Here is a 17,513-nt window from a genome sequence, read left to right on the forward strand (position 1 = left end):
GCAACGACCATGGCCAAACCCCGCAAGGTCATCATCACCTGTGCCGTCACCGGCGCCATTCACACGCCGTCGATGTCGCAATACCTGCCTGTCAGCGCCTCCGAGATCGCCGATGCGGCCATCGGGGCGGCCAAGGCCGGGGCAGCGGTTGTCCATCTGCACGCCCGCGACCCGCAAGACGGCCGCCCCGACCAATCCCCCGAGGCTTTTGCGCCTTTCCTTGGCGTCATCAAGCAAGCCTCGAACTGCGTGGTCAACATCACCACCGGTGGTGCGCCCACCATGACCGTAGAGGAGCGCGTCCGCCCCGCCGAAACCCACCGCCCCGAGGTCGCCTCGCTGAACATGGGGTCGATGAACTTTGGCCTGTTCCCGATGCTGAAACGCTTTCCCGATCTGAAACACCAGTGGGAGCGCGACTACGTCGGCAACAAGAACATCATCTTCAACAACAGCTTTGGTCAGATCGAATACATTCTGACCACGCTTGGCCCGCTTGGCACCCGGTTTGAATTCGAATGCTACGACACGGCGCATCTGTACAACCTCAAGCACTTCCTCGACGAAGGTCTGGTCAAGGCGCCGCTGTTCATCCAGACGGTCTTTGGCCTGATGGGCGGGATCGGCGCGCATCCCGAGGATGTCCTGCACATGAAGCGCACGGCGGACCGGCTGTTTGGTGACCAATATCGCTGGTCGGTGCTGGGGGCGGGCAAGAACCAGCTTCCGATTGCCGCGATGGCCGCCGCGATGGGCGGCAATGTACGCGTCGGCCTCGAGGATTCACTCTGGCTTGGCCCCGGGCAGCTCGCCAAAAGCAACGCCGAACAGGTCACCAAGGTCCGCCAGATCATCGAGGGGCTGGGGTTGGAGGTGGCCACCCCGGACGAGGCGCGCGAAATACTTGTGCTGAAAGGCGCCGACAAGGTGGGGTTCTGATCCACGATCATGCACAACCAGTTTAGGCGCGACTGTTGAATCTATCTTCTGGTCCAGCGATTTGTCTCTGACAACGGGGTCGTGTGATGCCGTCGGTCCCGGTTTTCGAACACCACAGAATTCCAGCTGTCGTCATTCTGTGCGCAGTGCGCAGGCTGAAAGCTCGGCAATCTGGGGATTGAGCCACGCCGTCTTTGGTGGTCTCGATCAGCGCGATGGGCGTATCGTGACTACGAATTTCGGTTCCTGCGCGGTATTGCGGATGGCCGACACTCCTCCACAGATCGAGGTGCATCTCGAAAATTTGGAGGACCAGTGGTGGGGTGGTTTGGCAGAACCAACCGGCCCGCCGACTCTGTCGGCCGTGGCCCCACGGGGCACCGGGCCTTGTTGAGACCTTTGTGGGCACGATGGTCGGCGTCCGGTGTCAGTTTTTATCGGCTATCGCTGCGCTATTTGCCGGTGATGGCAACCGGGGGTCGCCAGATTTGGCAACCGGCCCTTTGAAGATCAAGGCAAAGGAGCTGACGCCAGCCGGAATCGTGTGGCAGAATTCGGCCAAGTGACGGACCTGAACAGATTTGATCGTCTCTTTCCTAGCGGTAAATCAGGGTTGGCAACCACATCGTGATGGCCGGAACGAACGTCACCAGCAACAGCACAATCACCAGTGGGATCAGGAAGGGGGCTGTGCCGGCAACGCATTGTTCGAACGGAATTTTCGCGACCCTAGAAAGCACATAGAGCACCATGCCCACGGGCGGCGTCAAAAGCCCCAACATCAGGTTAAGCACCATGATCACACCAAAATGCACCGGATCGATCCCCAGGGTCACAGCAATAGGCAACAGCACGGGCACCATGATGGTAATCGCTGCCACCGTTTCCATGAAACAGCCAACCGCGAGCAGAATTAAGTTGATCAGCAAAAGAAGCACCCAAGGACGGTCGGAGATCGCCAACAACCCGATGGCGAATTGCTCTGGCACGCGGTTGGATGTGAGGATCCAAGCGAAAATCGCCGCCGAGCCAACAACCAAAAGAACAACCGCCGTTGTTTCTATCGTGTCGAAGCTGACGCGCAGGAACCGGGGCAGGGTTAGGGTCCTGTAAACCACCAGCCCCAGAAACAGCGCCCAGGCACAAGCGGCCACCGCCGCCTCGGTCGGGGTGAATGCGCCCGACAGAATGCCCCCCACGATGATTACGGGGGTCAGCAGCGACAGAAATGCGCGCTGAAATGTTGACCACAATGCAGACCAGTAAAAGGTCTGATCGCGCCCGAACCCTTTGCGACGCGCCATGATGGCGATCATTATCATCAGCGATGCCGCCATCATCAGACCGGGAATAAATCCGGCGACAAACAATTGCCCAATGCTGGCCCCTGCTACGACGCCATAGATCACCATGGGCAGAGAGGGTGGAATGATAGGCCCGATCGTAGAGGATGCAGCAGTGATGCCGACGGCAAATTTTGCATCGTATTTGGCATCTCGCATCGCCTTGATCTCAATCGCGCCCAGGCCCCCGGCGTCGGCGACTGCCGCGCCAGACATGCCAGCAAAGATCACGGAAGCCCCCACATTCACATGTCCCAGGCCTCCTCGCATCCAGCCGACGAGCGCCAGGGCAAAGTTGAATATGCGTTCTGTGATCCCGGCAGTATTCATCAAATTTCCCGCCAAGATGAAAAACGGAACAGCCAGCAAAGGAAAGCTGTCGACCCCGTTGATCATACGGTGGGCCACGACCATGGGTGGGGGCGAGCCATTGGAAATGATGAAAATCGCCGAAGATCCGGCCAAGGCGATGGCCACGGGCATGCCAAAAACCAACATGACCGCCAGCATTACGAAAAGCCAAATAATATCCACTTGGGGATGCTCCTAGTCGATTGCGCGGATCTGGTCCGCGTGCAATTCCGGGTCGATCAGTTTGCTGGTGCCGCTGCGAAAATGGCGCCACGTATTCCATGCCGAGTAAAGCGCCATGCACACAAAGGCGGCCGTGACGATCCAATAGATCGTCGATTTCGGAATATCGAGAGACACCATCATCTGCCGAGTACGCCCGGCGATCTGCGCGCTGAATACGGACAGCATCACGAAAAACCCGGTGGTCAGTACATCAATCAAGGTTTGCGCCAGCCGTCGCCCGGTGCGTGGGATCCATCGATAAATGAATTCAACCGCGATATGGCTTTGTTTTCGGGTGGCCATGATGGACCCGACAAAGGTGACACCAATCAGCAAAAAGCGCGCAATTTCTTCAGTCCAGGCGATGGAGTCGTTCAAAATGTATCGCGTAAAGAACTGAAGAAAAACGATAAAGGCGAGAACCCAGAACAGGATCAGAACCACAGAGTCATCCCAGCGCAGATCGGAAAGGTCGATCTTTTCTTCTTCCAAGGTTATCGGTGCTGTCACTTGTTCGTCAGACGAGTCATGTCTGCTCATGGCGTTTCCTTCTGGGCAAGGGGAGGGCAGGCGGGCACAGGTGCCCGCCTGCAACGAGGACCGGTCTATTCGATCGCTTGTAGCCGATCGTATGTAGCCTGATCCCAAGTGGCCATGTCGCCGTTGTGCATAACTTTTACAGCCTCAATAAACGGGCCGCGGTCTACTTCGTTGACCTGCACACCTTGTTCGCGGAACCAATCTGACAATTCGCCTTCGGCCTTGATGATGGCATCGGTTGCGCAGACGGCAGTGTCTTTGGTTACTTGGGTCAGCGCAGCCTGATCGGCGGCGTCCATGCTGTCCCAGGCGGGGCCGCCGACGATGGTGAGCAGGGCATCGGTGATATGCCCGGTCAGGTTGATGTTGCTTTGCACTTCATAGAACTTTTTGGCCTGAATCGTAGGCAGCGGGTTCTCCTGCGCATCCACGGTGCCCTGTTGCAGGGCCAAATACACCTCGGCAAAGGCGATGGGTGCCGGGTTGGCGCCGGTTGCCAAGGGGAACATCATGTAGAGTGGGGCATTGGGCACACGAATTTTCAAACCTTCCATATCGGCAGGCGTCAGGATCGGCTTGTTCGATGTGACATGGCGCGCGCCATAATATGTCATGGCGGTGATATGATTGCCTGTAGCATCGGTGTAGCCTTGGGACAGTTCGTTAAACAGGTCTGAATTGCGGAATTTGTCCCAGTGATCCCAATCGCGGAACATGAACGGCGCGCCGCCAATGGCGATGGGGCCGTATGACCGCCCTGCAAACAACTGCCCGGTGTAAATGATATCGACCGTACCGAAACCCAGACCTTCGTTGATGTCGACCTCTTTGCCGAGGGAGGAGGCGGGAAACACCTCGATTCCATATCGGCCCTCGGTGGCATCCATCAGCAGGTCGTTCGCGGCCACAGCGCATGTGTGGTAGGGCTCGCTCGATTCATAGACGTGTGCCCATTTCAGCTTGGTTTCGGCCGATGCCATGGCAGGCAAAAGCCCCAGCGTAGCAACGGCAGCGGCGGTGGCGAAAAGCGTCATCTTGGTTTTCATGTCATTCCTCCCTTGGGTGACGTGGCTTTGCCAGCGGGGCTGCCACGTTCAATTGTTTACCCTATGGCTTACGCCGCGTGAGGCAAGCCGCCAGAGGTGCAATTGCCATTTTTTTTAAAGGTTTGCCGAGGCAATCATATTTCGAAAGCCGCCGTGGCCCGTCGCAAAGGAGCGATGTGTGCATCCAGGCTTTCCCACACGATCACAAAGCTGAACTCGCGTGGCGAGTCCGCGCGAGGTGCACCGAGAGGCACTCGCGTGATACCCTTCGTTCCCTTCATCAACGCGATCGCAGTTTCATGGAAGAAGCGGCCGAACTCTTCTTCCTTCCCGGCTCGCGTCACGACCTGAAATATGCGCATGATCATTTGTCCGTCCTCTTTATGGCGCGGCTCTGGGATGGATGAATGCTTCTTTCCTCAAGATCATAACACGTTCCGGCAAGCTGTTTTGCCTTCGGCTATGGGCCAAGTGCTTATGGCGCGATCGCGGCACGCCATGGTCGTGAAGCCCAGCGGGATTATGTCGCGATCATTGCCGTGGCGCTATAACAGTCAGCCTGACTTGTCGATGAGGCCCGTCCGGTCCGGTTTTTCCGCCCAGACGTTTAGAGGGTTCCGCGAAACCGACCGAAAGCCCGGCCGGCCAGGCGCTGGGGTCGGATCAAATGCTGCCGCAAAAATCGAAACGTTCCAGCGCAACTGGCCACTTGACAAATCTCACATGTAACATGTTACACGTTACGGAAGGATGATCGGACAACGCATCAATGCGCCACCGATCAGGGAGGATGAGACGTGACCAACAAGAATGCATTGCGCGACCGGCTTGGCCGTGGGCTCTTTACCGTCGCGCCGGGAGCCCCGGATCCGTTGACCGCCCGCATCGTGCAGGCGCAGGGCTTTGATGCGGTCTACATGACCGGACTCGGCGCCACGGCCTCTCGGCTGGGCCAGCCCGACCTTGGTTTGCTGACACAGACGGAAATGGCGGATCACGCCCGTGCTATGGTGCGGGCGGTGGATATTCCGGTGATCGCCGATGCCGACACCGGATATGGCGGCGCATTGAACGTGGCGCGGGCCGTGCGGGAATACATGCAGGGCGGCGTTGCGGCGCTGCACCTCGAAGATCAGATTTTGCCCAAGCGCTGCGGTCAGTTGGCCGGCCTGCGGCTGGTCTCACCCGAGGAGGGCGCGGCGCGGCTCAGCGCGGCGCTGGAGGCGCGCGGGCAGGGCGATCTGGTCATCATCGGACGTACCGACGCCCTTCCGGCCATGGGCATGGATGAGGCGGTGTCGCGGGCGGCGCGCTATCGGGATACGGGCGTCGATCTTGTGTTCGTCGACGGGGTAAAGACCCGCGCCGAGGTCGAGGCCATCGCGCAGCGTGTCGAAGGACCCAAGGTTCTCAGCCTTGTCGATGGCACCGATGCGGCGCTTCTGGCGGTGTCCGACGTGCGAGAGATGGGCTTTTCCGTCGTGATGTACGCGGTGACTGCTCTCTTCGCTGCGGCACGCGCGACGCAAGATGCGCTGGCCACGCTGAAGGCCGAGGGCCGCCCGGCCTCGGAATCCGCCCTCACCTATGCCGAGTTCTGCGAGGTTGTGGACCTTGCCGGTCATCAGGCCTTTGCGCACAGGCACGGCGAATGACGGCGGTTGTACTTATCACCGGCGCAGGCTCGGGCATCGGGCTTGCCACCGCGCGGGCCGTCGTGGCGCGGGGTGCGCGGGTTATCCTGTGGGACATCTCGCGCCCGGCACTGGAAGCGGCGCGCGAGGAGATGGGCGAGGCGGTCAGCACTGCCATCATCGACGTCTCGGACGCCGAAGCGGTGGCTGCCGCGCATCTGGGCGGTGCGACACATCTGGTGAACAACGCCGGTATCCTCGGGCAGCGGATGGACTGGACCGGACTCGATGCGGAACACCTCCAAGGCATCTTTGATGTCAATGTCGTCGGGCTGATGCTGGTCACACAAGCCTTTGCAAAAGCGCGTGTGGCACATCCGACGGCCAGCATTGTCAACATGTCGTCCATCGCCGGAGAGAATGGTGGCGGGCCCGGCTTCGCCGCCTACGGGGCGTCGAAGGGTGCGATCATAACGCTGACGCAGGCCATGGCGCGGGATTTTGCGCCGGACATGCGGGTCAACGCGCTGGCTCCGGGGATTATCGACACACCCATTCAGGACAGCATCCTGACCGCGCCGGGAGCGCGAGACAAAGCCATTGAAGGCATTCCGATGGGGCGCATGGGCAGCGGCGACGAGGTGGCGCAGGCGGCGGCATGGCTGCTGTTCGACGCTGCTTACACCACGGGCGAAATCATCCGGATCTCGGGAGGGCGACGGTGAAACTGATCGACTATTTCTTCAAGGCGCTGGAGGTGGTTCTGGTCTTCCTGCTGGCAGGCATGACCATCATGGTTTTTGCCAATGTGGTGCTGCGCTACGGCTTCGGCTCGGGCATCGACATCAGCGAGGAACTGTCGCGGTTCTTCTTTGTCTGGCTGATCTTCCTCGGGGCGATCGTCGCCATGCGGCACAACATGCATATGGGCTTTGATCTCGTGGTGACGACGGTGAGCGAGCCGGTGCGGCGCGTGCTTCTGACGCTGGCCAACGGGCTGGTACTGGCGGTCTGCATCATGGTCTTATGGGGCACTTTGGCGCAATTCCACGTCAACGCGACGAACATTGCGCCGGTCACGCGTATGTCGATGATCTGGGTCTTCGGCGTACTGATCCCGATGTCTTCGTTGATCGGGCTGATGGCGGGACTGCGGATGCTCGGGTATGCGACGGGCCGCCTGAAGGGCATGCCTACCTCGGGACGGAGCGTTGCGGAATGACCCTTGTCCTGTTCATCGTCACCCTCGCCGTGACTCTTGCCATCGGCGTTCCGGTCGCCTTTGCCTTGCTGATCTGTGCCGCCGTCATGGGCCTTCAGATGGACCTGTTCGACGCGCAAGTGATCTCTCAGCGCATGGTGGTGGGCGCCAACAACTTTTCCTTGCTGGCGATCCCCTTCTTCCTTCTGGCCGGAGAGTTGATGAACGCCGGCGGCATGTCCAAACGGATCATCGGCTTTGCCATGGCTTTTGTCGGGCATGTGCGCGGAGGGCTGGGCGTCGTGGCGATCTTTGCCGCGATCATCCTTGCCTCGCTGTCCGGATCGGCCGCGGCGGACTCGGCGGCGCTGATCGCGATCATGCTGCCGATGATGAAGGAATCCGGCCATGACGAGGCGCGCTCGGTGGGCCTGATGGCGTCGGGCGGCGTCATCGCCCCGATCATCCCGCCTTCGATTGCCTATATCATCTTTGCGGTGGCGACGAACCTGTCGATCACCCAACTCTTCCTCGCAGGTATCGTGCCCGGCGTCATGATGGGCCTCGGCGCCATCATCGCATGGCTGATCGTGGCACGGCGCGACAATGTCGAGCCCCAGCCGCGTCAGGGCTGGGACGTGCGCCTGCGTGAGACGCGCAAAGCGCTCTGGTCTCTGGGCATGCCGGTCATCATCCTTGGCGGCATCCGTTTCGGCGTGGTGACACCGACCGAGGCGGCCGTGATCGCCGCCGTCTATGCCATCTTCGTCGGCATGTTGGTGCATCGCGAACTGAAGGTGAGCCAGCTGTTCCACGTCTTCCGCGACGCGGCGCTGACCTCGGCGGTGGTGATGATGCTGGCGGCGACCGCTCTGGCCACGGCTTGGTTCATCACGCTGGCGGACCTATCAGGCATCGTGTTGGATCTCGTCGGCCCGCTTGTCGACAGCCCGACCCTGCTTCTGATTGTCATCATGGCGCTGGTGCTGATGATCGGCACAATGCTGGACATGGGCCCGACGATCCTGATCCTCGCGCCGGTGCTGCTGCCGGTGGTCGAGGAGGCGGGGATCGACCCGATCTACTTCGGCGTGCTGTTTGTCATCAATTGCGCCATCGGCCTTGTCACGCCCCCCGTGGGCATCGTGCTCAGCGTCTCGGCCGGGGTGTCGGGCGTGCCGCTGCACAAAGTTGCCAAGGGAGCGGCCCCGTTTCTCATCGCGCAGATCATCGTGCTCGCCCTGCTGGTGATCTTCCCGCAACTCGTTCTCACGCCGCTGAACTGGCTGCGCTGAGTGGACTATCGACTGAAAAACCAAGGAGGAGACTGACCATGAAACTGAAGACCCTCGTGGCTATGGCACTTGCCACTGCATTGACCACCCCGGCGTTCGCAGCCGAGTACGGCAAACACACGTTCAAGATTTCGAGCGGCGCGGCCAAGGATCACCCGATTGCCACCGGCATCGAAGCCATGTCGACCTGTATGGAAGATGGCTCGGACGGCAAGATGAAGCTGCGCGGCTTCTACTCGGGCCAGCTGGGCGATGACGCCGATGCAACGCAGGCCACCCGCTCGGGCTCTATCGAGATGGTTGTGACCGGGTCCGCCGCCATCGCGGGCATTGAACCGGCGCTTGGCGTGTTCACCCTGCCGTTCATGTTCGAGAACGACGCCGAAGTCGACGCGATCATGACCGGCGCGTTCTTCGACTATGTCGCCGAGAAGATGCCGCAGCATGACCTGGTGATGCTGTCGATGTGGGAAAACGGTTTCCGCAACGCCACCAACTCCAAGCACCCGATCATGGCCGTGTCCGACTTCAAAGGGCTGAACTTCCGCGTTATGCAGAATCCAATCTTCCTCGACACCTTCCGTCGGCTCGGCGCGAACCCGGTGCCAATGGCCTTTGGCGAGGTGTTCACCGCGCTGGAAACCGGTGCCGTGGACGGGCAGGAAAATCCTCTGCCGCTGATCGAGGCGACAAAGTTCTACGAGGTGCAGAAATACCTGACGCTGACCCGTCACGCCTATTCGCCGAACCCGGTTCTGGTGAACAAGGCTGTTTGGGAAAGCCTCAACACCGACGAACAGGCACTGATCCGCTCCTGCGCCGAAAGCGCCCGGGATGCGCAGATCGAGCGGTCGCGTGCCGCGGTGGGCGAGTCCGCCACGAAGCTGACCGCCGAAGGCATGGAGATTTCCGAGATGCCTGCCGATGAGATGGCAAAGCTGCGCGACCTGGTGGCACCGGTCTACGAAACCTCGATGGAGTCCGTCGGCAAGGAGAACTTTGACCGACTCACGGAAGAGCTGGCCAAGCTTCGCAACTAAGCCCGCAAGGGCTTGAACGGACTGGTGCGTGCCGCTCCCGCGCGCGCCGGTCCACCCAGTTTCAAGGATCACCCCCCTATGCCCCTCGACACCGCCTCATTCCTTGCCCGCCTCGCGTCTGCCTTCCCGGGGTCGGCATTTATGGCAGGCGACGACATCCCAGCGCGCAACTTGCATGACACCTCGTTCCTTGCCGATGTGACGCCGTTGGCCGTGCTGCGCCCGGATACGCCCGAGGCCGTGGCAGAGGCGGTGCGGATCTGTGCCGAGGCGGGCGTTCCGATGGTGCCGCAGGGTGGTCTGACAGGTCTTGCGGGCGGTGCGCATCCGATCGAAGGCGCAGTGATGATCTCGCTGGAGCGGTTTTCAGGGATCGAAGAAATCGACCCGGCCTGCACCACCATGACGGTGCGCGCGGGAACGCCGCTGGAGGTGATCCAGAAAGCCGCTGACGAGGCCGGGTTCTTTATCCCGCTTGACCTTGGCGCGCGCGGCTCTTGCCTGATTGGTGGCAATATCGGCACCAACGCGGGTGGCAACCGGGTCATTCGCTACGGTATGACGCGCGAGATGATCCTTGGCCTGGAATACGTGCTACCCGATGGCACGCTGGTTAGTGGCCTGAACAAAATGCTGAAGAACAACGCGGGCTACGATCTGAAACAGCTGTTCATCGGCTCCGAAGGCACGCTGGGCATCGTCACCCGCGCGGTTCTGCGAATGCACCCCAAACCCGGCTGCGTGAATGCCGCGCTCTGCGGGCTTGGCTCCTATGACGATGTGGTCAAGCTGCTGGCCGAGGCACGGCGCGGGCTGGGCCCGATGCTATCCGCTTTCGAGGTCATGTGGCCCGATTACTGGCAGGTGGTTACGGAAACGGTCGGCACGCGCTCTCCTCTGGAGGGAAAGCACGCCTTCTACGTCCTGCTGGAAACGCAAGGACTGGACGAAGAGATCGACGGGCCGCGTTTTATGAACTGGATCGAAAAGATCTACGAGGCCGGTATCGTCGAGGACGCCGCCATCAGCCAGAGCCTGTCAGACGTGCAGGATTTTTGGGACGTGCGCGATGCCTGCGCCGAGTTCATGACCTGTCTCGGGCCGCACTGTGCTTTTGACATCGGCCTGCCCGTGACCTCCATGAACGCCTTTGCTGACGCCTGCCGGGCGAGGCTTACAGCGGCGATGCCGGAGGCGCTCAGCGTCTATTATGGCCATATCGGCGACGGCAACCTGCATATCGTCGCGCTGGACCGTGCGGCGACCGACCAGCCGATGAGCCGGATCAGCGGCATCGTTTACGATACGGTGCGCGACTTCGGTGGCACCATTTCCGCCGAACACGGCATTGGCCTGCTGAAGAAACCTTACCTTCCCTATACCCGCTCTGCCGAGGAGTTGGCGCTTATGGCCCTTATCAAGGCCGCGCTTGATCCGGCCGGGCTGCTCAATCCGGGCAAAGTCATAGATACCCCTTTCGGAGACCGCGCATGAACACCTTGAAATCCCGCCTGCTGTCTGGCGAATTCGTCACCGCTGCCTGGGCCGAGTTCGGCCATCCGGACATCGCGGAAATCCTCGTGCGGCACGGCTGGCCCACCGTGCTGATCGACGGCGAACACGGCATCGGTGACCTTGAAACATGGGTCGCCGTGGCCCGCGCAGTCGAAGCGGCGGGCGGCGAGGTTATCTTACGCGTGCCCGATGGCGCCGACACCACGCTGAAAAAGGCGATGGACCGCGGTTTTCGGTCGATCATCGTGCCGATGGTGGATACGGTGGAACAGGCGATGCGGATCGCGGCGTCCTGTCACTACCCGGTGCGTGGTACCGGTGGCACCGGGCGCGGGTACGCTGCGCCGATCGTGCGCGGCTCGGACTACGGCACCCGCCCTGACTATGCCGTTCAGACGGCAAACGAAGATGTGCTGCTGTTTGTTCAGTGTGAAACACCTGAAAGCGTCGCCGCACTGTCCGAGATCGCGGATATCGAGGGGATCGACGGCATCTTTCTCGGGCCAAACGATCTGGCCGCAACGCTGGGCCACATCGAGGACATGGACCACGCCACTCCGCAGGCCGTCTTTGCCGAGGTCGAGGCGAAGGTCAAGCGCGCCGGCAAGCTTCTGGCCACGGTGCCGGGCGGCGGACGCGACTGGGCGATCTTGCGTGACAAAGGGTTCAATCTAGTCGCGGGGGTGAACGATGTGTCCTTCCTCATTGAGGCGGCCCGCACATCGGCGCAGACGCGCGACGCGCAACTGGGCAACCGGAGCGTCCCGGCGCAACCCCAAGCCGGCTACTGACACGTGGCGTCATGGGCGGAACTGCTTCACTGGGGTCATGCTCCGTGGTAGAACCGCCCAACCGTCCGCCAAAAAAGGGAATGCTCACCTGATGCCCGCAAAACCCGGGATGCAGATCGAACAGCCAAAGACCCTGACGAAGATTGTCGTTGAGCGCCTGCGCGAAGCGATCATCGACGGACAGTTTGCATTTGGCGAGAACATCTCGGAGGACAAGCTTGCCACGGCTTTCGGTGTCAGCCGCTCACCCGTGCGCGATGCGCTGAACGCGTTGCAGTTCATCGGGCTTGTCACGATCAAGCCAAAACGCGGCAGTTTCGTCTTCAATCCAACCGCGGAGGAAGTCGCGGAGATCTGCGACTATCGCCTTATGCTGGAACGCGAGGCCCTGCGGCTCGCCATGGAGTCCGACCGCGACGACTTCTTGGCCGCGCTGGATGATACTGTGCACAGGATGCGCGACCGGATGTTGGCGGGGGACGAGATCGGCTATGTCCGCATCGACACCGAATTTCATAACCTCTTCTTCGATCATTGCGGCAATGGGCTGGTGCAGAACGCCTTTCACCTTGTGGAGGCGCGTATTGCAACGATCCGCACGGCGTTGAATGCCCGGTTCAAACAGCGCCGCGAGGACAGCTTCGACCAGCATGTCGCCATTGTCGAAGGTTTGAAGCGTGGGGATTGGGCTCAGGTCCACGACGTGCTGGACAAGCACATCACCTCGATCCGAACCGATGCGATCGACGAATTGTCCCGCACAACTGCGGACGGGTGACAGGGCGTATATCGCATGATGTCCGCGCCCTGGTAAAATCAGCAGGCATTGAAAGCTGCCGTGACAAGACTTTCCCGCCTTGCTCAAACCAAAATGGCAGAAACCGTTCGGGCCTATTGATTTCCCTTTCAGAAGCTTGCGTTTGCACAACGTTTCCGGCCGAACCGGCCTGTAATCTTCCCTCAAACAGCATTCCAACCGATGAGGAGAAGACAACATGCTGACCCGAAGAGCCGCACTGATGGGCGCTGCAGGCGTTGCATCCCTGCCCATTCTGGCAAAGGCCGCCAAAGCCGAAGAGATCATGGACACGTCCATTGCTCCCCCGGTCGATCTGTCGAGCCTGAAACGCATCAAGCACAAACTGGTCCGTCCGCCGATGGTTCATGCGCATGAACAGACCGCCCCGGCCGAGCCGCGGGTCGTTCAGTTCGAGATGCAGATCGTTGAAAAAGAGGTCGAGGTTGATGAAGGCGCCTATCTTCAGGCGATGACCTTCAACGGCTCGATCCCCGGTCCGATGATGGTGGTGCACGAAGGCGACTATGTCGAACTGACGCTGTTCAATTCACCCGAAAACCTCATGCAGCACAACATCGACTTCCACGCTGCGACAGGTGCACTTGGCGGCGGCTCTCTGACCTTGGTGAACCCCGGCGAAAAGACGACGCTACGGTTCAAGGCCACACGTCCGGGCACCTTTGTCTATCACTGCGCCCCCGGTGGCCCGATGATCCCGTGGCACGTGGTCAGTGGCATGTCCGGCTGTATCATGGTGCTGCCGCGAGACGGCTTGAAAGACCCCGAGGGCAACGCAGTCAGCTATGACCGCATCTTCTATATCGGCGAGAACGACTTCTACATCCCGAAAGACGAAAACGGCGAGTACAAACGTTTCGAAGATGTGGCCGAAAGCTATCCCGACACGCTCAAGGTCATGAACGGCCTCATTCCCAGCCACGTCGTCTTCAACGGTAAGGTTGGCAGCCTGACCGGCGACAATGCTCTGCACGCGTCGCAAGGTGAAAACGTGCTGTTTGTGCACAGTCAGGCCAACCGTGACACACGTCCGCACCTGATTGGCGGACACGGTGATCTGGTCTGGGAACGCGGCAAGTTCAACAATACGCCACAGCGGGATCAGGAAACCTGGTTCATTGCGGGCGGCTCGGCTGGGGCGATGCTCTACAAATTCCTACAACCGGGCGTCTACGCCTATGTGAACCACAACCTGATCGAGGCGGTGAACCTCGGGGCAACGGCGCACGTGGTGGTCGATGGGGACTGGAACAACGACCTGATGGAGCAGGTTCAGGCGCCAACCGAATACAACGCCGCCTACGAAGGCAAGACAGCGCTGCCATAAGCTGGCCCTGTGCCGCAACTCAGAAAGGGCGGCCGGAGTACCGGTCGCCCTTTTGCGCCAGAAAAGGAACAGACAATGAATCGGCCCGTGATCTTTCCTCTGCTTGCTGCCTTGGTCGCCGGGGCTTGGTGGTTGATGCCCGGGACGCCGACACCGCCGCCCTTTGCGCCGCCCGAAGTGGTCATGGTTCCCGCAGGCAAGATCGAATGGCACCCGCTTGGGAACTTTTCGCAGGACGGCAAGGCACGGACACCGCAGCCCGTATCGCTCTTGGTGCCCGAATTCGGCATGATGAAATATCAGGTCAACCGCGAACAATATGCGATCTGTGTTCAGGATGGTGGGTGCCAGCAAGTATCCGCGAACGGCGGAGCTCTGCCGCAGACCCAGGTGAACTGGCAGGATGCCACGGCTTTTGCGGCTTGGTATTCCGACAGGACAGGTGAAGTTTGGCGTCTGCCAACCGAAACGGAATGGCAGCTGGCAGCGGCGGAACGATACGGTGATGCCTCGGCCGATCCCGATGCATTGGATCCCGGCCAACGTATGTTGGCGAATTACGAAAATGGCATCCTTCTGCGTGGCAGCGCCAGCCCGACGCTGCGTCCGCAAGGCGGGTACGGAGAAAATTCACTGGGCATCGCCGACATCTCTGGGAACATCTGGGAGTGGACGGATGGGTGCGTGGAAAATGGCATGCTTGATCCCAACGGACGCATTCTGACAACCGAGGCTTATTGCGGCGTGCGGATTGCCGGTGGCCGACACCGGGCCGCCGTAATCAATTTCGTCCGCGATGCCAGCGTCGGCGGATGCGCTGTTGGGCTTCCCCCCGACCACCTGGGATTTCGGTTGGTGCGTGGCAGCCGTTAAAGGTCTTGTCGCCCCTCGGGCTCTGCGCCTGATCCTTCGGACAAAGGGTTCGCGAGGTTTCCCGAGGAAACCTCGCGCGGCATCGCCCTAAGATGCCTGACTGTAGCGGGCGCCATCGGGTGTATAGGCATCAAAAACACTGGCGATCATTCTGGTGAGCGCGCGTCCCTCGGGTCGAATTTCCAGCCCCGACTCGTTGACAGAAACAAGGTCACCGAACCGGTCGTTGACAAGGGCGAGGTTGTATTCAAGGTCGTGGCTGGCAGGGCCGAAGCGGGCTCTCAACTCGCTCAGGTCGAGCCGGAAATCACACATGATCATCTCGATTGCGCGGGCACGCATTCGGTCATCGTCGGTCATGAAATGCCCCCGCGCCCCGGCCAGTTGCCCGGCCTCGATGCGCTGAATATAGGCGGCCGTGGCGGCTGCGTTCTGGACATACCCGCTGGGAAGTTGCGAAATCGACGAGGCGCCGATCCCGATCAGCGTCGCACATTCATCGTCGGTGTAACCTTGAAAATTGCGCCGCAATCGCCCTTTTGCAGCGGCCTCAGCCAACTGGTCCCCTTGCCGTGCAAAGTGGTCAATCCCGATCCGCGTAAACCCGGATTTGCTGAACCGCCGGGCGGCAAGTTCCGCCAGTTCGAACCGCGCCACTTCGCGCGGCAGGGCGGCTTCGTCGATCAGTCTCTGTCGCTTTGAGACCCATGGCACATGGGCATAGCCGAACAGCGCAATCCGGTCGGGTGCCAGCTCAAGCACCTTGGAGACCGTATCACTCAGCCGCGCGGCATCTTGATGCGGCAAACCATACACCAGATCGGCGTTGAGCGATCGGATGCCCGCAGCACGCAAATCATCCACGCAGGCCTTGGTGATATCATAAGGTTGAATACGGCCAATCGCTTCCTGGACCTTGGGGTCGAAGTCCTGAATACCAATGCTGGCGCGGTTCATCCCCTCGGCGGCAAGCGCGGCAATCTTCGATCTGTCCACCATCGTTGGGTCGATTTCGACAGAGAATTCCCAGTCATCGGACGGCGGGATCACGGCTTTCACCGCCCTCGCAAGGCGCTGGATCAAATGCGGCGGCAAGATCGTCGGTGTTCCGCCGCCCCAGTGCATCCGGCCCATTTGCAGGCCCTTCGGCAAGGTCGCGCTGAGCAGGGCAAGCTCTTGTTCTATCGTGCCGATATAGCTTTCGACGGGAGAAAGTGTCTTTGTACCTTGCGTCCGGCACGCGCAGAACCAGCAAAGTCGTTCGCAAAACGGGATGTGCAGATAGACCGAGACGGGAATGCCCGGGTCCAGCGCCGCAAGAGCCGCGCTCTGCATGGATGCGTCGCCCAGTGGCGCAAAGACCGGGGCCGTGGGATAAGATGTGTAGCGGGGCACCCGGGCGTCAAACAGGCCGAGGGTTCTCAGGCGGTCGATGTGTTTCATGCACCCTTTATGTGGTTTTTCACAGTGCGCCACTTTGCGCCGGATCAAACTTCACACAGGAAAAGGCGAGACGCCGATCACGGCGGTATGCAGGTGCAAAAGCCCGACCCAAAGGACCAAAGCAATGCCCGCTTTCATTGCCGTCGAACGCCCATTCGCGCGCAGCCAGCGATGATCGGCCAGCGGCGCGACCGAAAGGATGGATGTCGCGGCAAAAAAGGCCTGACGGGTGCCCGGTGCCAGATCGCGGCGGGCTTTGGCATCGAATATCGGGATCGCGGCCAGCGGCATTGCAAGGAAACTGCCGAACAGAACGACATGCGCCAGATCGCCGTTCGGGATCAGATGCGCACCCGCCCAAAGCGCCAGTGCAAGAAACAGCGGATGGCGGGAGATGGCCGCAAATCCGGGGGTGTCCGCGTCGAACGCGGCCTTTCGGTGGCCACCCAGCGTGAAGGGCTGTGATATCCCAGCGCCGCAGGTGGCAAGGATTACGGCGATCGGCATGGCAAGGTTCGGCACCCATCTTGTCCAGGGCAGTTGCGGCCAGAGCATGACATAGGGTGCACGACCGGCGGCCACGATGACCCAGACCAGAAGCGCAAGGGAAAACAGACCGTAGACACTGAAATAGGCGTGCCGCCCGATGGCAGCGATCAGCCTTTCGCGCAACCCACCAAGGCGCGGAACAAAATGGCTGGCCACAAAGCAGGTCAGCGCCAGAACGTATTCCATCCAGTCTGTCACGGGTCCTCGGCCTGTTTCATGAGTCGTACGATATGGCAGGCAAAGGCGTAGGTCGCCGGCAGGCCGATCACAAGGCCTCCGGCGGCAGCTTCCCACGGGGTCAGAACCCGCCAGCCAAGCCACGAGCCAATCAGCGAGGCAAAGAACAGGTTCACGCCCATAGCCCCCGCGCCGAACGGGTAAAGCGCGGCGAGCAACTTCAGCGAGGGTTTCATCGCCGGTTTACAAGCATCTGTACCGCCGCCAATGCGCCGATCAGCGCCAGCGAGGCGAGCAGGAACGAAAGCTCGGCGGTGGCCGTTTGTGGTTGTGGGATCGGGCGCTCGAACCCGGCGGCAAAGGCGGGGACGGGTAGCGTGGCAGCCAATAAAAAGATGCGTTTCATC

19 protein-coding genes are annotated in these 17,513 nt (G+C 60.7%); 11 read left to right on the forward strand and 8 right to left on the reverse strand.

The annotated features are described in order from the left end of the window. Positions 1–9 precede the first annotated feature (9 nt). A complete protein-coding gene (gene kce, locus ACOYQJ_RS09310; RefSeq protein ID WP_422905750.1) occupies positions 10–939 on the forward strand; it encodes a 3,5-dioxohexanoate:acetyl-CoA acetone transferase in 930 nt (309 codons plus the stop codon). Positions 940–1,535: 596 nt separating this feature from the next. On the opposite strand, the gene ACOYQJ_RS09315 is transcribed toward kce, so the two are convergent. The 4 genes from ACOYQJ_RS09315 to ACOYQJ_RS09330 all read right to left on the reverse strand — a co-directional run bounded on the left by ACOYQJ_RS09315 (position 1,536) and on the right by ACOYQJ_RS09330 (position 4,812). After that, positions 1,536–2,792: a TRAP transporter large permease gene (locus ACOYQJ_RS09315; RefSeq protein WP_422905981.1), complete on the reverse strand. Its 1,257-nt coding sequence runs from the start codon at positions 2,790–2,792 to the stop codon at positions 1,536–1,538. 36 nt (positions 2,793–2,828) lie between these two features. Next, a complete protein-coding gene (locus ACOYQJ_RS09320) occupies positions 2,829–3,398 on the reverse strand; it encodes a TRAP transporter small permease (RefSeq protein ID WP_422905751.1) in 570 nt (189 codons plus the stop codon). A gap of 65 nt (positions 3,399–3,463) precedes the next feature. Next, complete coding sequence (locus ACOYQJ_RS09325) at positions 3,464–4,444, reverse strand: sialic acid TRAP transporter substrate-binding protein SiaP (protein WP_422905752.1); 981 nt, start codon at positions 4,442–4,444, stop codon at positions 3,464–3,466. Positions 4,445–4,578: 134 nt separating this feature from the next. After that, the gene (locus ACOYQJ_RS09330) at positions 4,579–4,812 is read right to left on the reverse strand and encodes a hypothetical protein (protein WP_422905753.1); all 234 of its coding nucleotides are present in this window, start codon (positions 4,810–4,812) and stop codon (positions 4,579–4,581) included. A gap of 429 nt (positions 4,813–5,241) precedes the next feature. Here ACOYQJ_RS09330 and ACOYQJ_RS09335 point away from each other — a divergent pair, with 429 nt between their 5' ends. The 10 genes from ACOYQJ_RS09335 (at position 5,242) to ACOYQJ_RS09380 (ending at position 14,937) form a co-directional block, all read left to right on the forward strand. Continuing rightward, positions 5,242–6,099, forward strand: a complete 858-nt coding sequence (locus ACOYQJ_RS09335; protein WP_422905754.1) for an isocitrate lyase/PEP mutase family protein — start codon at positions 5,242–5,244, stop codon at positions 6,097–6,099. Further along, entirely contained in the window at positions 6,096–6,803 is a 708-nt protein-coding gene (locus ACOYQJ_RS09340; RefSeq protein ID WP_422905755.1) for an SDR family NAD(P)-dependent oxidoreductase, read from the forward strand. The genes ACOYQJ_RS09335 and ACOYQJ_RS09340 overlap by 4 nt, the downstream gene beginning before the upstream one ends. After that, positions 6,800–7,300 (forward strand): TRAP transporter small permease, encoded by a 501-nt coding sequence (locus tag ACOYQJ_RS09345; protein ID WP_422905756.1) that lies wholly within the window; start codon positions 6,800–6,802, stop codon positions 7,298–7,300. The genes ACOYQJ_RS09340 and ACOYQJ_RS09345 overlap by 4 nt, the downstream gene beginning before the upstream one ends. Further along, positions 7,297–8,574, forward strand: a complete 1,278-nt coding sequence (locus ACOYQJ_RS09350; protein WP_422905757.1) for a TRAP transporter large permease — start codon at positions 7,297–7,299, stop codon at positions 8,572–8,574. The genes ACOYQJ_RS09345 and ACOYQJ_RS09350 overlap by 4 nt, the downstream gene beginning before the upstream one ends. Positions 8,575–8,612: 38 nt before the next feature. After that, entirely contained in the window at positions 8,613–9,614 is a 1,002-nt protein-coding gene (locus ACOYQJ_RS09355; protein ID WP_422905758.1) for a DctP family TRAP transporter solute-binding subunit, read from the forward strand. Positions 9,615–9,692: 78 nt separating this feature from the next. Then, positions 9,693–11,108: an FAD-binding oxidoreductase gene (locus tag ACOYQJ_RS09360; RefSeq protein ID WP_422905759.1), complete on the forward strand. Its 1,416-nt coding sequence runs from the start codon at positions 9,693–9,695 to the stop codon at positions 11,106–11,108. After that, positions 11,105–11,920: an HpcH/HpaI aldolase family protein gene (locus ACOYQJ_RS09365; RefSeq protein ID WP_422905760.1), complete on the forward strand. Its 816-nt coding sequence runs from the start codon at positions 11,105–11,107 to the stop codon at positions 11,918–11,920. The genes ACOYQJ_RS09360 and ACOYQJ_RS09365 overlap by 4 nt, the downstream gene beginning before the upstream one ends. 91 nt (positions 11,921–12,011) lie before the next feature. Further along, positions 12,012–12,698: a GntR family transcriptional regulator gene (locus ACOYQJ_RS09370; RefSeq protein ID WP_422905761.1), complete on the forward strand. Its 687-nt coding sequence runs from the start codon at positions 12,012–12,014 to the stop codon at positions 12,696–12,698. Between the two features lie 217 nt (positions 12,699–12,915). Continuing rightward, complete coding sequence (nirK, locus tag ACOYQJ_RS09375; protein WP_422905762.1) at positions 12,916–14,064, forward strand: copper-containing nitrite reductase; 1,149 nt, start codon at positions 12,916–12,918, stop codon at positions 14,062–14,064. A gap of 75 nt (positions 14,065–14,139) precedes the next feature. Then, entirely contained in the window at positions 14,140–14,937 is a 798-nt protein-coding gene (locus ACOYQJ_RS09380) for a formylglycine-generating enzyme family protein (RefSeq protein WP_422905763.1), read from the forward strand. An 87-nt stretch (positions 14,938–15,024) separates the two neighbouring features. Here the strand turns inward: ACOYQJ_RS09380 and hemN are convergent, their stop codons facing one another. The 4 genes from hemN to ACOYQJ_RS09400 are packed head-to-tail and all read right to left on the reverse strand — an operon-like array spanning position 15,025 to position 17,512. Beyond that, the gene (gene hemN / locus ACOYQJ_RS09385; protein WP_422905764.1) at positions 15,025–16,380 is read right to left on the reverse strand and encodes an oxygen-independent coproporphyrinogen III oxidase; all 1,356 of its coding nucleotides are present in this window, start codon (positions 16,378–16,380) and stop codon (positions 15,025–15,027) included. Positions 16,381–16,431: 51 nt separating this feature from the next. Further along, positions 16,432–17,127, reverse strand: coding sequence for an NnrU family protein (locus ACOYQJ_RS09390; protein WP_422905765.1), 696 nt, complete (start codon positions 17,125–17,127; stop codon positions 16,432–16,434). Further along, a complete protein-coding gene (locus tag ACOYQJ_RS09395) occupies positions 17,124–17,342 on the reverse strand; it encodes an NnrT protein (protein WP_422905766.1) in 219 nt (72 codons plus the stop codon). The genes ACOYQJ_RS09390 and ACOYQJ_RS09395 overlap by 4 nt, the downstream gene beginning before the upstream one ends. Further along, complete coding sequence (locus ACOYQJ_RS09400) at positions 17,339–17,512, reverse strand: hypothetical protein (protein ID WP_422905767.1); 174 nt, start codon at positions 17,510–17,512, stop codon at positions 17,339–17,341. The genes ACOYQJ_RS09395 and ACOYQJ_RS09400 overlap by 4 nt, the downstream gene beginning before the upstream one ends. Position 17,513 lies beyond the last annotated feature (1 nt).

The sequence above is a fragment of the Pacificoceanicola algae genome (assembly GCF_049341065.1).
Classification (GTDB): domain Bacteria; phylum Pseudomonadota; class Alphaproteobacteria; order Rhodobacterales; family Rhodobacteraceae; genus Pacificoceanicola.